This window comes from Nonomuraea sp. NPDC050394 (genome assembly GCF_044459065.1).
In the GTDB taxonomy this organism is placed as follows: domain Bacteria; phylum Actinomycetota; class Actinomycetes; order Streptosporangiales; family Streptosporangiaceae; genus Nonomuraea.
In genome coordinates this window covers 58,872-71,658 of the sequence record NZ_JBITIO010000021.1, presented here as the reverse complement: position 1 = coordinate 71,658, position 12,787 = coordinate 58,872, and the positions used below count along the sequence as shown (strand labels likewise).

At 70.7% G+C, this 12,787-nt stretch carries 12 protein-coding genes; 9 read left to right on the top strand and 3 right to left on the bottom strand.

The genetic code is table 11. The annotated features are described in order from the left end of the window. Position 1: 1 nt before the first annotated feature. Both ACIBKY_RS48630 and ACIBKY_RS48625 read right to left on the bottom strand, forming a co-directional pair. Positions 2–607, bottom strand: coding sequence for a DNA-binding response regulator (locus ACIBKY_RS48630; RefSeq protein WP_397108368.1), 606 nt, complete (start codon positions 605–607; stop codon positions 2–4). Then, entirely contained in the window at positions 604–1,704 is a 1,101-nt protein-coding gene (locus tag ACIBKY_RS48625) for a sensor histidine kinase (protein WP_397108366.1), read from the bottom strand. The genes ACIBKY_RS48630 and ACIBKY_RS48625 overlap by 4 nt, the downstream gene beginning before the upstream one ends. Positions 1,705–1,819: 115 nt before the next feature. On the opposite strand from ACIBKY_RS48625, the gene ACIBKY_RS48620 reads away from it, so the two are divergent. From ACIBKY_RS48620 to ACIBKY_RS48600, 5 genes are all read left to right on the top strand, one after another. Continuing rightward, a complete protein-coding gene (locus tag ACIBKY_RS48620; RefSeq protein ID WP_397108364.1) occupies positions 1,820–2,884 on the top strand; it encodes an MBL fold metallo-hydrolase in 1,065 nt (354 codons plus the stop codon). 180 nt (positions 2,885–3,064) lie between these two features. After that, the gene (locus ACIBKY_RS48615) at positions 3,065–3,748 is read left to right on the top strand and encodes an ATP-binding cassette domain-containing protein (protein ID WP_397108362.1); all 684 of its coding nucleotides are present in this window, start codon (positions 3,065–3,067) and stop codon (positions 3,746–3,748) included. Positions 3,749–3,892: 144 nt separating this feature from the next. Beyond that, complete coding sequence (locus tag ACIBKY_RS48610) at positions 3,893–5,179, top strand: LLM class flavin-dependent oxidoreductase (protein WP_397108492.1); 1,287 nt, start codon at positions 3,893–3,895, stop codon at positions 5,177–5,179. Continuing rightward, positions 5,176–5,733 (top strand): NADPH-dependent FMN reductase, encoded by a 558-nt coding sequence (locus tag ACIBKY_RS48605; protein ID WP_397108360.1) that lies wholly within the window; start codon positions 5,176–5,178, stop codon positions 5,731–5,733. The genes ACIBKY_RS48610 and ACIBKY_RS48605 overlap by 4 nt, the downstream gene beginning before the upstream one ends. After that, a complete protein-coding gene (locus tag ACIBKY_RS48600) occupies positions 5,730–6,236 on the top strand; it encodes a flavin reductase family protein (protein WP_397108358.1) in 507 nt (168 codons plus the stop codon). Before ACIBKY_RS48605 ends, ACIBKY_RS48600 begins: the two co-directional genes overlap by 4 nt. Before the next feature lie 363 nt (positions 6,237–6,599). Here ACIBKY_RS48600 and ACIBKY_RS48595 read toward each other — a convergent pair whose 3' ends face one another. Then, positions 6,600–7,649, bottom strand: coding sequence for a dihydrodipicolinate reductase (locus ACIBKY_RS48595; RefSeq protein ID WP_397108356.1), 1,050 nt, complete (start codon positions 7,647–7,649; stop codon positions 6,600–6,602). A 193-nt stretch (positions 7,650–7,842) separates the two neighbouring features. On the opposite strand from ACIBKY_RS48595, the gene ACIBKY_RS48590 reads away from it, so the two are divergent. The 4 genes from ACIBKY_RS48590 to ACIBKY_RS48575 all read left to right on the top strand — a co-directional run bounded on the left by ACIBKY_RS48590 (position 7,843) and on the right by ACIBKY_RS48575 (position 12,734). Beyond that, on the top strand, positions 7,843–8,715 hold the full coding sequence (locus ACIBKY_RS48590; protein WP_397108354.1) for an SDR family oxidoreductase: 873 nt from the start codon (positions 7,843–7,845) through the stop codon (positions 8,713–8,715). Positions 8,716–8,905: 190 nt separating this feature from the next. Further along, a complete protein-coding gene (locus tag ACIBKY_RS48585; protein ID WP_397108352.1) occupies positions 8,906–9,964 on the top strand; it encodes a sensor histidine kinase in 1,059 nt (352 codons plus the stop codon). A 146-nt stretch (positions 9,965–10,110) separates the two neighbouring features. Continuing rightward, positions 10,111–12,597 carry a class III lanthionine synthetase LanKC gene (gene lanKC / locus ACIBKY_RS48580; RefSeq protein WP_397108350.1) on the top strand — a complete coding sequence of 829 codons (2,487 nt, stop codon included), beginning with the start codon at positions 10,111–10,113 and terminating at the stop codon, positions 12,595–12,597. A gap of 5 nt (positions 12,598–12,602) precedes the next feature. Beyond that, the gene (locus ACIBKY_RS48575) at positions 12,603–12,734 is read left to right on the top strand and encodes a SapB/AmfS family lanthipeptide (protein ID WP_397108348.1); all 132 of its coding nucleotides are present in this window, start codon (positions 12,603–12,605) and stop codon (positions 12,732–12,734) included. The last annotated feature ends 53 nt before the right edge of the window (positions 12,735–12,787 follow it).

Sequence of the window (12,787 nt, the reverse complement as noted above, 5' to 3'; positions counted from 1 at the left end):
GTTACAGCCACCCGTGGCGCTTGGCCAGCTGGTAGGCCTCGGCGCGGGTGGCGGTGCCGAGCTTGGCGACGGCGGCGGCCAGGTAGTTGCGGACGGTGCCGTTGGACAGATGTGTCCGGCGGGCGATCACCGCGACCGGCGTGTCCAGCTCGGCCAGGCGCAGCACGTCCAGTTCGCGCGGGGTGAGCGGGCACTCCGGCGCGGTCAGGGCGTCTGCCGCCAGTTCGGGGTCCACGTAGCGGGCGCCGCCGTGGACGCGCCTGATGACGTCGGCCAGCGCGCCGCCGGGTGCGCCCTTGGGCAGGAAGCCGCTGGCTCCGGCGTCCAGGGCGCGCTTGAGGAGGGGCGGCCTGCCGTACCCGGTGAGGATGATCACCCGGCAGGACGGCAGCACGGCGGCCAGCTCGGCACTGACCTCAAGCCCGCCGAGGGCGGGCATCTCCAGGTCGACCACGGCCACGTCGGGGCGGTGGGACAGCGCGGCCTGGACCGCAGCGCGGCCGTCGGCGGCCTGCACGACCACCTCCAGGTCGGGCTCCAGCCCCAGCAGCGCGGCCAGCGCCGTGCGGATGAGCTCCTCGTCGTCGGCGAGCAGGACCTTGATCACCTGAGGGTCGCCTCCAGGGTGAACACGCCGCCGTCGAGACGGGTGTGGAGTGTGCCGCCGGACTCGGCCAGCCGGTCGGCCAAGCCCCGCAGACCAGACGAATGGGGGTCGGCCGGGCGCTCGGTGGCGCCGTCGTTGGCCACGGTGACGCCGTCGGGGCCGACCTCGATCGTGCACCAGGTGGCCTTGCTGTGGCGCAGGACGTTCGTGCCGGCCTCGCGCACGACGGGCGCGAGGCGGGCCGCGACGTCCTGCGGGAGGTCCTGCGCGGGCAGGGTGGCGGTGCAGCGCACGCCCGACGAGCGCAGCACCTGCTCGATCGCGGTGATCTGCGCGCGCAGGTCGACCTCCCGATACCCGTGTACGGCCCGCCGCAGGTCACTGAGCGCCGCGGCGGCCAGCCTGCGCAGGTCCGCGGCCTCCTCGGCGGCGCGGCCGGGATCGCGCTCGGCCAGCTCCGCCTTGAGCGCGATGACCGACAGGTCGTGCCCCAGCAGGTCGTGCACGTCGCGGGCGAAGCGCAGGCGTTCCTCGGCGGCGGCCAGCTTGACCTGGGCCTTCCTGCCCTCGTCGGCCTCGACGAGCAGCGTCCACAGCCACAGGTGCAGGCCACTGGCGGCCACGAGGCAGAGCCCGACCGCGACGGTGATCGTGAAGTAGCCGATGTCGCCGTGCCACCAGGCCAGCAGCGCGGCGGCGGCGAGCGTCGCCGCGACGGTGGCGACCACGACCGACCGGCGGCCGAGCACCGGCGCGGTCGCCAGGATCGAGGCGCCGATCCAGGCCCACGACTCCCACCGGCCCGCTTCCGCCGTGGCGGCGAGGGGTCCGACCAGCGGGACGGAGGCGAGCGCGGTCACGCCGAAGGCCTGGGCGAGCCGGTGCTGGATGTTCCTGGAGATGTCGGGCGTGACGGTCGCGTACAGCAGAGCGGTCTGCGCGGCGGCGAAGAGCAGCGTGCCCGTGGCGCCGAGCACCGCGCGGACCGGATCGGGCTCTCTGAACACCCCGATGCCCGGCAGTACCAGGCTGGACAGCACCGCCATGCTGAGCGTCGCCAGGGTGGCGAGCCGCGCGCGGCGCAGGCGTACGTGCACGGGCGTGATTCTAGGCGCGGTTGGCATGCTTCAACGGTCGGGCCGGGCGCGCACAAAGGGCAGATGCGGAGCGCATGATGCCGCCATTAGAATATAATTCTGTAACAATGGGTGAATGGCTAAGTTTGTGGTGACACCCGGCAACGAGGCACAGCGTGCCGCCTGGCAGAGCAGAGTGGCGATGCCGGAGGTCGAGCGGGTCCGGCCCGGGTTGTGGTCGATCCCGGTGCCGATTCCGATTAATCCGTTGCGGTACGTGCTGGTCTACGCGTTGGAGCTGCCCGGCGGGGTGGTGATCGTCGACGCGGGCTGGAACACCGACGAGGCCTATCAGGCGCTCTGCGACGGGCTGTCGGTGGCGGGCTACTCGATCACCGATGTCAAGGGCGTGCTGGTCACCCACATCCACCCCGACCATTACGGCCTGGCCGGCCGCGTGCGCGAGAGCAGCGGCGCCTGGATCGCCCTGCACCCGGCCGACGCCGGCCTCCTGCACGACCGCTACGACGACGGTGCCATCGACGCGCTGGTGGAGAAGGAACGCCGCATCCTCGTACGCTCCGGCGTGCCCCGGCCGACGCTCGACGAGCTGGCCGGAGCCTCGATGATGATCAGGCACATGGTCTCCATGGCCAAGCCCGACCGCCTGGTGGAGGACGGCGAAGCGCTCGGCCTGCCCGGCTGGGACCTGCGGGCGATCTGGACGCCCGGACATTCGCCCGGCCACCTGTGCTTCGTCTCGCCCGAGCGCCGGATCCTGTTCTCCGGCGACCATGTGCTCGCCAAGATCACTCCGATCGTCGCCGTGCACCCGCAGTCGGGGCCGAACCCGCTGGCCGACTACCTCGACTCGCTGGCCGCCGTGCGCAAGTGGGACGTGGACGAGGTGCTGCCCGCCCACGAGTACCGCTTCCTCGAACTGGCCGAGCGCGTGGACCACGTCATGCTCCACCACGAGGAGCGGCTGGCCGAGATCGAGGCCGTGGCGGCCGGCGTGGCCTCGGGGATCTCCTGCTGGGACATCGCCACGCGGCTCACGTGGTCGCGCCCGTGGGAGACGATCCCGCCGTTCATGCGGCGCTCGGCCAACAACGAGACGCTGGCGCACCTGGTGTGGCTGGAGTCGCGCGGACGGCTGCGCCGCGTCGCGGGTGACGTGGATCTCTGGGTGCCCGCCTGATATTTCATGTATAGCAAGTAGGGAATGTTGACTATGCGGAATCTCCCGCGTAGCGTCGTGGACATGAGCCCGGATTTGACCCGGCGCGCGCATGTCGACTTCTGCCGCGTCGTCAGCGCCCAGTGTCAGTGATCACGATCTTTCGCTCCCTGACCCTCGATCGCCTCGGGAGGGCGCTCGATGAAGATCCAGATCAACCATGTGACCAAGCACTTCGGCTCTCTCACCGTCCTGTCGGACATCACCTTTGACGTACGGCAGGGCGAGTTCCTGACCATCGCCGGCCCCGGCGGATGCGGCAAGTCAACCCTCCTCGACCTGATCGGCGGCCTGCTCGGGCCGAGCGCCGGCGAGATCCTCCTCGACGGCGCGCCGGTGACCGGAACCGGGTTCGCCAACGGCGTCGTGCTCCTGCGGCCCGCGCTGTTCCCCTGGCGCACCGCGCTGGGCAACGTGGAGTTCGGGCTGGAGGCCACGGCCGTGCCGCGCGGCGAGCGGGCCGGTCTGGCACGTCACTACCTCGGCCTGGCCGGGCTCGGCGCCCTCGGCGACCGCTACCCGCACGAACTCACCGCCGGCACGCGCCGGCGCGTGGCCATTGCCAGAAGCCTCGCCTACGACCCCGACGTGCTGCTCATGGACGAGCCGTTCGCGGCGCTCGACACCCGGACCCGTTCCTCACTGCGCGAGGACCTGCTGTCGGTCTGGGAGAAGACCGGAACAACCATTGTTTTCGCCACCCGGTCCCTGGACGAGGCCGCCTACCTGGGCCGGCGGGTCGCCATCCTGACCTCCTCGCCGGGTCGCGTCCTGTCCCTTCACGACACGGAGCCCCTCCGCGAGAGGGCGGGCTCCCTTGCCTAGGCCGTCGCCGGTCGCCCCCGGCCTCGCCACCTCATCTCTCGACGACGACGGCTCCATCGCGCCAGGCGTCCCCGATTCCGCCGCGCTCGGGGCGGCGGAAGCGGCGAACGCCGGCGCGAGCACCACGTGGAGGACCCCTTGAGCATGCATCTGAACGCCTTTCTCATGGGCGTCGGCCATCACGAGGCCGCCTGGCGGCACCCGCTGACCGACCCCGGCCGCATCACCGACATCCGCCACTACGAGGAACTGGCCAGGATCGCCGAACGCGGCAAGCTCGACTCGCTGTTCCTGGCCGACGGGCTGGCGCTGGGGGGCGACGTGCGGCACAACGCGCTCGGCGGGCTGGAGCCGCTGACCCTGCTGTCGGCGCTGGCCACGGTGACCGAGCACATCGGGTTGATCGCGACCGTGTCGACGACGTACAACGAGCCGTTCCACGTGGCGCGCAAGTTCGCCTCGCTGGACCACATCAGCGGCGGCCGGGCCGGGTGGAACGTCGTGACCTCCGCGGGGGAGGCCGAGGCCAGGAACTTCGGCATCGAGCGGCCCTCGCACAGCGTGCGGTACCACCGGGCCGAGGAGTTCCTGGAGGTGGCCGACGCACTGTGGAGCAGTTGGGCCGAGGGCGCCGTGATCAATGACCGGGCAAACGGGATTTACGCCGATAAATCAAGCATTGGGCCGATTAATCATTCCGGAACGCACTTCACTGTCGAAGGGCCGCTGAACGTCCAGCGCTCGCCCCAGGGGCGGCCGCTGCTGGTGCAGGCGGGCTCGTCGGAGGACGGCAAGGAGTTCGCCGCCAGGTTCGCGGAAGCCGTCTTCACCGCCCAGCAGACCTTGGAAGACGCCCAGGAGTTCTACGCGGACCTGAAGGGACGGCTGCCCGGCTATGGGCGCACGCCGTACCAGCTGAAGATTCTTCCCGGCATCTCGCCCATCATCGGCTCGACCGAGCGCGAGGCGCTGCGGCGGGAGAAGGAGCTCGAAGAGCTCATCACTCCCGCGTACGGCCTGCGCCAGCTCTCCAACATCTTCGGCGCCGACCTGACCGGCCACCCCCTCGACGGGCCGCTGCCGGACCTGCCGCCCAACCCCGACGGCCAGCAGAGCCGCATCAAGCTCGTGCGCGACCTGGCCCACCGGGAGGGGCTCACCCTGCGCGGCATCATCAGCCGCCTGGCCGGAGGACGCGGTCACCGGGTGGTCGCCGGCACTCCCGAGCAGATCGCCGACCAGCTCCAGGAGTGGTACCAGAACGGCGCCGCCGACGGCTTCAACGTCATGCCCCCTTACCTGCCCGCCGGGCTGGCCGACTTCGTCGACCTGGTCGTGCCCGAGTTGCAGGTGCGCGGGTTGTTCCGTACCGAATACGACGGGCGCACGCTGCGCGAGCGCTACGGCCTGTCCCTGGCGGAGGTCTCATGAGCATCGTGACGGTCGTCGGCAACCCAAGGGCCGGTTCCAGGACGTACGGCGCGGCGGTGGCGGCCACCGCCGCGATCGCGGACCGGCTGGGCGGACCCGCCGGGTTCGGCGACGGGGCTTCGGGATTTGGCGGGGTGGGCGGGCACCGGGCCGAGGTGGTGGACCTGTCGGCGCTGGCGCCCGTGATCCTGGACCCGGGCCCGCACGCGGCGCTGGAGGTCGCACTCGAACTCGTGGTCTCCGCCTCCGTCGTCGTCTTCGCCAGCCCGACCTACAAGGCCACCTACACCGGCCTGCTCAAGGCGTTCGTCGACCGGTTCCCGCCGGACGCGCTGGCCGGCAAGACCGCGCTGCCCGTCCTCGTCATGGGCGACCCGCGGCACGCGCTGGCGGTCGAGACCCACTTCCGTCCGCTGCTGGTCGAGCTGGGCGCGCACGTGCCCACCCCCGGGCTGGCCCTCCTGAAGTCCGAACTGCCCGGCGAGGACGTCATCGCGCGCTGGGCCGGCCGGGTGGGCCCGCAGATCGTGACGAGAGAGGAGGCGCTCCGATGACGGCCCACGCGTACGAGTCCGGCTATGGCGTGGACGCCGACGGGTTCCGCACCGCGCTGGCCCAGCACGCGGCGGGCGTCGTGATCGTCACCGCCCGCCCGGAGGGCGTACCGGTCGGCCTGACCGCGACGTCGTTCTCCTCCGTCAGCCTCGAACCGCCGCTGGTCTCCTTCTACGTTGACCGTTCCTCCACCACCTGGCCGTGGCTACGGCTGGCCGACCACTTCGCCGTCAACGTCCTGGCCGGCAACCAGCACGACCTGGCCACCCGCTTCGCCCGCCGCGGCATCGACCGCTTCGCCGGGCCGACCCGCTGGCATCCGGGGCCCTTCGAGACGCCGCTGCTGGACGACGTGGCCGCCCACCTGATCTGCGTGCCGCACACGACCGTGGACATAGGTGACCACACGCTGGTGGTGGGGCTGGTGGTGGAGTGCGCGGCCGGGGTCCACCGGCCCCTCCTCTACCACCGCGGCCGCTACGGCCGTTTCCTCCCGCACTGAGGGACTCCGCCCGAGGGCCGGGCGGGCTGAGGGGGCCGGACGATGGCTGGCGGCCCGGCCTCCTCAGCACTTCACCACCTCAGCTCACGCCCGGAGCCTGGGGGGTGGGGCATGAGCAGGGCCGGCGCGGACCTGGGTTTGAGAGGCACTCAGGTCTGGGCCGCCCGGGGGAGGGCATCCGGCAAGGCCAGAGCCTCGGACGGGCCGAAGCCTCGGACGGGCCAGAGCCTCGGACGGGCCAGGGCGTCGGAGGTCAGTGGCGCGGGTGGGTCAGGGGCCGGGTGAGGTTGAGGGCCGGGTGGGTCAGGGTTCGGGTTCGGGTGGGGCAGGGGACCCGGGGCGGGTGAGGTGGGGGAGCTGGGGTCAGGCGAGGCGGGCGAGGCCGCGGGCGGTGGGGAGGGGGAGGTCGAGGAGGGTGCGGATGCCGGGCTTGGCGGACACCACGGCCGGGATGGAGTTGACGGCGTGGGAGGCGGCCGCGGCCAGGCCGTGGGAGACCTCCTCCACCGACACCGTCATCTGCGGAACCCCCTCGATGTGGATCGAGAACCCGGGATCGGGCCAGCGGCGCACCTTGGCGGCGTCGGCCTTGTAGACCACTTCGATGGTCATGAAGGGCCGCCCGCGTACCAGACCGCTGAAGACCCAGCGCGAGGCGCAGACGGTGCCCTCGCTCACCAGCCCGGCGGCGATCTCGAACTCCTCCGTCGCCAGCTCGAACTCGTCGCTCTCCTCCACCTCGTCGAGCTCGACGCCGAGCGCGTCGGCCACGAGCTGGGCGCTCTCGGCGAACAGCGAGCGCTGGAAGGCCCGGTACGGCCGGACCGCCGCGATGTAGTCCTTTGCCGATCGTGTGAACCCGACCAGGTCGACGACGATCTGCCGGGACGGGTGACCGCGGAAGTCGGACGACTCGCGCACGTAGATGTGGTCGACCCTGGACGAAAGGCCGCTCAGCGCCAGAGGAAGGAAGTCGCTCATGAAGCCGGGGTTCACGCCGGTGCCGTGGAGAGAGGTGCCGCCTTCCGCACAGGCGGTCTCGATGCGCTGGACGACGCCGGGGCCGTAGGACTTGGGGTAGACGAAGCCGGTCGTGGTGATGACGTTCTTGCCGGAGGCCAGCAGGGCGCAGATCGTCTCCAGGTCGGCGGCCTGGTCGGCGCCGAAGTACGAGGCGGGCAGCGGCATGTGCAGCACGCAGTCGGCGTCGGTGGCCAGGATGCGTTCGACGTCGTCGGTGCATGTGACGCCGGTACGGGGGAGCGCGACCAGGTCTCCGGCATCCTTGCCGGTTTTGTCGGGGTCGTAGACGAGCACACCCGCGAGCTCTAACTCTGGTCTGCTGAGCACGCTTCGCAGCGCGTAGCGACCGACAGCGCCGGTGGCCCATTGGACCACGCGGATTGCGGGCATGGAGAGCCTCCAAGCCGGATTGGAGGGCGGGCGCAGAGCCCAGAACTCTAGCAGAAAAAGACCTGTCTGATCACTATCCGCGACGATCAACCCCTCATGCTCGCCAAACACCCGCGTGACGCCTTCTCTCCGGGGAGGGGACGGGTACTAGAATGTTGTTCTCTTTAACCGAGGTCGACGAGGTGGAGGTTCGATGCTTCGGTTCGATGACAGGGTCGCGATCGTCACGGGGGCCGGACACGGTCTGGGCAGGTCACACGCGCTGCTGCTGGCGGAGCGGGGCGCGAAGGTGGTGGTCAACGACCTCGGCGGAGCACTGGACGGCACCGGGGCCTCGACCGGGCCCGCCGCGGACGTGGTCGAGCTCATCCGGAAGAACGGCGGGCAGGCCGTCGCCAGCACCGACAACGTGGCCACGCCGGAGGGCGCCCAGGCGATCGTGCGCACGGCCGTCGAGGCGTTCGGCGGCGTGGACGTCGTCATCAACAACGCGGGCATCCTGCGCGACAAGTCGTTCGGGAAGATGACGGTGGAGGAGTTCGACGGCGTGCTGGCCGTGCACGTACGCGGCTCCTACCTGGTCAGCCAGGCGGCGTACCCCTATATGAAGGAGGCCGGATACGGCCGCGTCGTCAACACCTCCTCGCCCGCCGGGCTGTTCGGCAACTTCGGGCAGGCCAACTACTCCACCGCGAAGATGGGCCTGGTCGGCCTGACCAAGACGCTCGGGATCGAGGGCGCGCGCAACGGCATCAAGGCCAACGCCATCGCCCCGATCGCCTGGACCCGCATGACCGAGGCGCTGCTGCCGGCCGAGTTCGAGGCGAAGTTCACGCCGGAGCGGGTGAGCGCGCTGGTCGCCTACCTGGCGCACGACTCGTGTGAGGCGTCGGGCGAGGTGTTCAGCGTGGGCGGTGGCCGGGTGGCGCGCGTGTTCGTGGCCGAGGGGCCCGGCTGGAAGTCCGACGACCTCTCGCCCGAGGCGATCGCCGACAACTGGGCGGCGGTGATGACGGAGCAGCCGTACGTGCTGACGGCGGGCGACTCCATGAAGGCCATGCTCTGAGGAGCGAAGATCCTCCAGCGGGCCTCCCAAGCGGGGGCCCGCTTTCCATGTCCCGGGGCGGAAGGATGTTCCGTTAGAAGCCGGTGATTCGAGGAAGAAATAATCGCGGCAGTTACGGTCACGACTCGCCTGCTCGCGAAGGGTACCCATGGAGCCTCCCTCCCGGCTGCGCTCGTTAGGGATCGCCGCCTTGTCGCCGCTTGTGCTGTGCGGCTTCGCGCTGGCACCGGGGATCGTGGGGATGGTCGTCGTCGGCGTGCTCAGGGTGCTGCCGTCGGGCTCCGACGTGCTGGCGGTGTGGCTGGGCTGCCTGGTCGCCGTGATCGGGCTGCACGCCTGGGCGGTGCTGGCGACGTTGCGCCGGCGCAGGACGCCCTGGCTGCCGCTGGCCGGGCAGGTGGCGCTGACGGTGGTTCCGCTTCTCTCCTGGACGGGATGGGCGCCGGTCACCGTGCTGCTGACCGGGACGCTGCTGGTGGTGGCCGAGAGGAAGCGGTCCTGGACGCTGGTGGTCGTGGCCCTGGGGTGCGGGCCGGCGTTGCTGAGCGTGGTCGACCAGCCGTGGCTGCTCGCGGCGCCGGTGGTGGGGTTCGCCGAGTACGCGGTGGTCAGCCTGACCGTGCGGGCGCACTCGCTGCGGGCCGTCCTGACCGACCAGGTCTGCCGGGCGGTCGAGGACGAGCGGCACCGGCTCACCCGTGACCTGCACGACCTCGTGGGCCACCGGCTGACGTTGCTGATCCTGCGGATCGAGCTGGCGCAGCGGCAGCTGGAGAAGAGCAGCGAGCGGGGGCGCGAGGAGCTCGACGAGGCGCTGGAGCTCGTGCGCGGGGTGACCGAGGACGTGCGCTCTGTGGCGCACCTGGGCCGCAGCTACTCCCTGGAGACCGAGCTGAGCTCGGCCCGCTCGGTGCTGGAGTCGGCCGGGCTGAGCTGCCATGTCCACGTCGCCTGCGGCGGGCTCCCGCAGTCGGCCATCCAGGTGCTGACCTACGTCCTGCGCGAGGGCGTGACCAACATCCTGCGGCACACGACCGCCCGTGAATGCTCGATCCAAGTTCTGGAGGAGGGCGGCATGGTGTTGCTGTCGATACTCAACGACGGCGCCAAGAAGCCGCGTCACCAGCCGGGGCAGGGGCTGCGGAACCTGAGGGAGCGGGTCGTCGAGTACGGCGGCTGGTTCGAGGCCAGGGCCATGCACCACGGCCGATTCAGAATGTCAGTATATATTCCCGGAAATTCCAACTAATCGCCCGGGGAGTCCTAACTAATCGTCTGTGAAATCATCACAAATGGCTGTGTGGTATTCCTACCTGCTGATGATTCGTGTAACTAGACGAATAGCCCCGCCAGCTCGCATTCTCTAGAGGTGTTCCCACCAGGGAGGCGGGCTTGATGGAGCAGTACGAGATGTATTGTCTGGCGGATCCAGTCTTTTATGACGTGCTGGACGAGCGGAAGTCGCCGGACGCTCTTTTCCCCGTCGCCCGCCGCCCGGTGCCCGAGGGCTGGACCCATCACCCCACCGACACCTGGATGTACTACGCGCCGGTCAACGAGGAGCCGTTGCCGGCCCAGGGATGGAAGATCCACGTCTCCGCCCGGGTGGACGACGCCGAGAAGGCGCTCTCCGCCATCTGGGACTACTGCGTGCCCCGCGGCGTGGCCTTCAAGTTTCTGCGCGGCCTGCCGGTGCTGGTGATGCTCGGCTCCAAGGCCGCCTCCCGCGCCTCCAGCGGCAAGCTCGTCACCATCTACCCGCGTGACGAGGCGCAGCTCGAACTCGTGCTCAAGGAGCTCAACGAGTTGCTGCGCGGGGTGAAGGGCCCCTACATCCTGAGCGACCTGCGCTACGGCGACGGCCCCCTGTTCGTCCGGTACGGCGGCTTCGCCGAGCGCCACTGCCTGTCCGAGAGCGGCGAGCGTGTGCTGGCCGTCGAGGACGGCGAGGGGAACCTGGTGCCGGACGTGCGGAACGCGGTGTTCTCCGTGCCGCCCTGGACGAGCCTGCCCGACTTCCTTCAGCCGCACCTGGACGTCAGGAACGCGGTCAAGCTGGACGGCTTGCCGTACAAGGTGGAGAGTGTCCTGCACTTCTCCAACGGCGGCGGCGTCTACCTCGCCGAGGACCTGCGGACCGGCGCGCGCGTCGTGCTCAAGGAGGCCAGGCCGCACGCCGGGCTCGACGCGGCCGGCCGGGACGCGGTGGCGCGGCTCGGGCACGAGCGCGACATGCTGGCGCGGCTGGCCGGCCTGGACGCTTCCCCCGCGCTCATCGACCACTTCGAGCTGGGCGAGCACCACTTCCTCGTGCAGGAGTTCGTGGAGGCCACGACGCTGCAGCGCAGGCTGGTCCACCGCTATCCACTGACCAGGGCGACCTGTACGGCCGCCGACCTGGAGGAGTACACCGCCTGGGCGCTGGACACGCTCGCCCAGGTGGACGCGGCGGTGCGCTCGCTGCACGGGCGCGGGGTCGTCTTCGGCGACCTGCACCCGGACAACATCCTGCTCACCGACGACGGCCGGATCGTGCTGATCGACTACGAGGTCGCCACGCTCGCCGAGGACGGCGCCCGCGCCGCCCTGGCCCACCCCGCCTTCGTCGCCCCGCAGGAGCGGCAGGGAGTCGAGGTCGACGAGTACGCGCTGGCGTGCCTGCGGATGGCGTTGTTCGCGCCCCAGTGCACGATCATGCAGCCGCTCCACCACGGCAAGGTCCGCCACCTGGGCGCGATCGTGGGAGAGACGTTCGGCGCCGACCTCGGCGAAGCGGTCGAGACGATCGCCGGCGACGCGACCTGGACGCCGCCGCCGCTCCCCGGCGAGGACCCCTGGCCGCGGGTACGCGACGCGCTGGCCAAGGCCATCACCGCCAGCGCGACACCCGAGCGCGACGACCGGCTCTTCCCCGGCGATCCGGCGCAGTTCAAGCCGGGCGGCGGCCTCGGGCTGGCCCACGGCGCGGCCGGTGTGCTCTACGCGCTGGTCAGCGCGGGCTGCGAGCCGGTGCACGAGGACTGGCTGCGCGAGCGGGCGACCAAGCCGGCGCCCGGTTCCGGCCTCGGTCTGTACGACGGGCTGCACGGCATCGCGCACGTCCTCGACCTGCTGGGCCACCGCCAGGACGCGCTCGACGTGGCCGACATCGTGCTGCGCGAGAAGTGGGAAGGCCTGGAGGCGTCCCTCTTCTCCGGCCTGTCGGGCATCGGGCTGAACCTCTACCACCTCGGCCTGGACGAACCGGCCAGCCGCGCCGTGGAGCTGTGCGCCGGCCGCCTCGACGTCGAGGTGCCCGAGATCAGCGGCGGCACGAACCCGCACGCCGGGCTCATGAACGGCTTCACCGGCCCCGCGCTGCTCTTCGTCCACGCCTACGAACGCACCGGCGACTCCGGCCTGCTCGACCTGGCCGAGACCGCGCTCCGCCTGGACCTGCGGCGCTGCCGTACCGCGGAGGACGGCTCGCTCCAGGTCAACCAGGGCTGGCGGCTGCTGCCCTACCTCGACGAGGGGTCGGCCGGCATCGCGATGGTCCTCGAACGTTACCTGCGCCACCGGCCGTCCTCCGAGCTCGCTCCCGAGCTGGAGAAGCTGCGGCTGGTCGCGCGATCAGGCTTCTTCGTGCAGTCGGGCCTGTTCACCGGCCGCGCCGGCATCCTCGCCGCCTTCGGGAAGGGCACGCGCGATCTGCGCTGGCACGCCCTGCCGTACGGCGGGGGCCTGGCCTTCCCCGGTGATCAGCTGCTGCGGCTGTCCATGGATCTGGCTACAGGAAGTGCGGGTGTGTTACTCGCTCTGGCAACGGCGGTGCCGGAGCCGCGAGCTCACCTCCCCTTCCTGGAGTCACCTGCCCGAGACGAGCACAGGAAGGAGGTGTAGACAACATGACTCTCCTCGACCTTCAGGGCCTGGAGGCACCGGCAAGCAGCGACGTCGCCAGCGGCGGCAGCACGCTTACCATCCTTTCGTGCCACTCCGGCAAGCCGAGCAACCTCAGCGTCGCTCTGTGCCACTAAGAAAGTAAATGGGGTCCCGGGGCGTCTGCGAAGGACGTCCCGGGATTCCGAGT

Coding starts and splice junctions, on each gene's coding strand:
- ACIBKY_RS48605 (WP_397108360.1), top strand. CDS start 5,176: ATGAGCATCGTGACGGTCGTCGGCAACCCAAGGGCCGGTTCCAGGACG.
- ACIBKY_RS48595 (WP_397108356.1), bottom strand. CDS start 7,649: ATGCCCGCAATCCGCGTGGTCCAATGGGCCACCGGCGCTGTCGGTCGC.
- ACIBKY_RS48615 (WP_397108362.1), top strand. CDS start 3,065: ATGAAGATCCAGATCAACCATGTGACCAAGCACTTCGGCTCTCTCACC.
- ACIBKY_RS48610 (WP_397108492.1), top strand. CDS start 3,893: ATGCATCTGAACGCCTTTCTCATGGGCGTCGGCCATCACGAGGCCGCC.
- ACIBKY_RS48620 (WP_397108364.1), top strand. CDS start 1,820: ATGGCTAAGTTTGTGGTGACACCCGGCAACGAGGCACAGCGTGCCGCC.
- ACIBKY_RS48600 (WP_397108358.1), top strand. CDS start 5,730: ATGACGGCCCACGCGTACGAGTCCGGCTATGGCGTGGACGCCGACGGG.
- ACIBKY_RS48590 (WP_397108354.1), top strand. CDS start 7,843: ATGCTTCGGTTCGATGACAGGGTCGCGATCGTCACGGGGGCCGGACAC.
- ACIBKY_RS48575 (WP_397108348.1), top strand. CDS start 12,603: ATGACTCTCCTCGACCTTCAGGGCCTGGAGGCACCGGCAAGCAGCGAC.
- lanKC (WP_397108350.1), top strand. CDS start 10,111: ATGGAGCAGTACGAGATGTATTGTCTGGCGGATCCAGTCTTTTATGAC.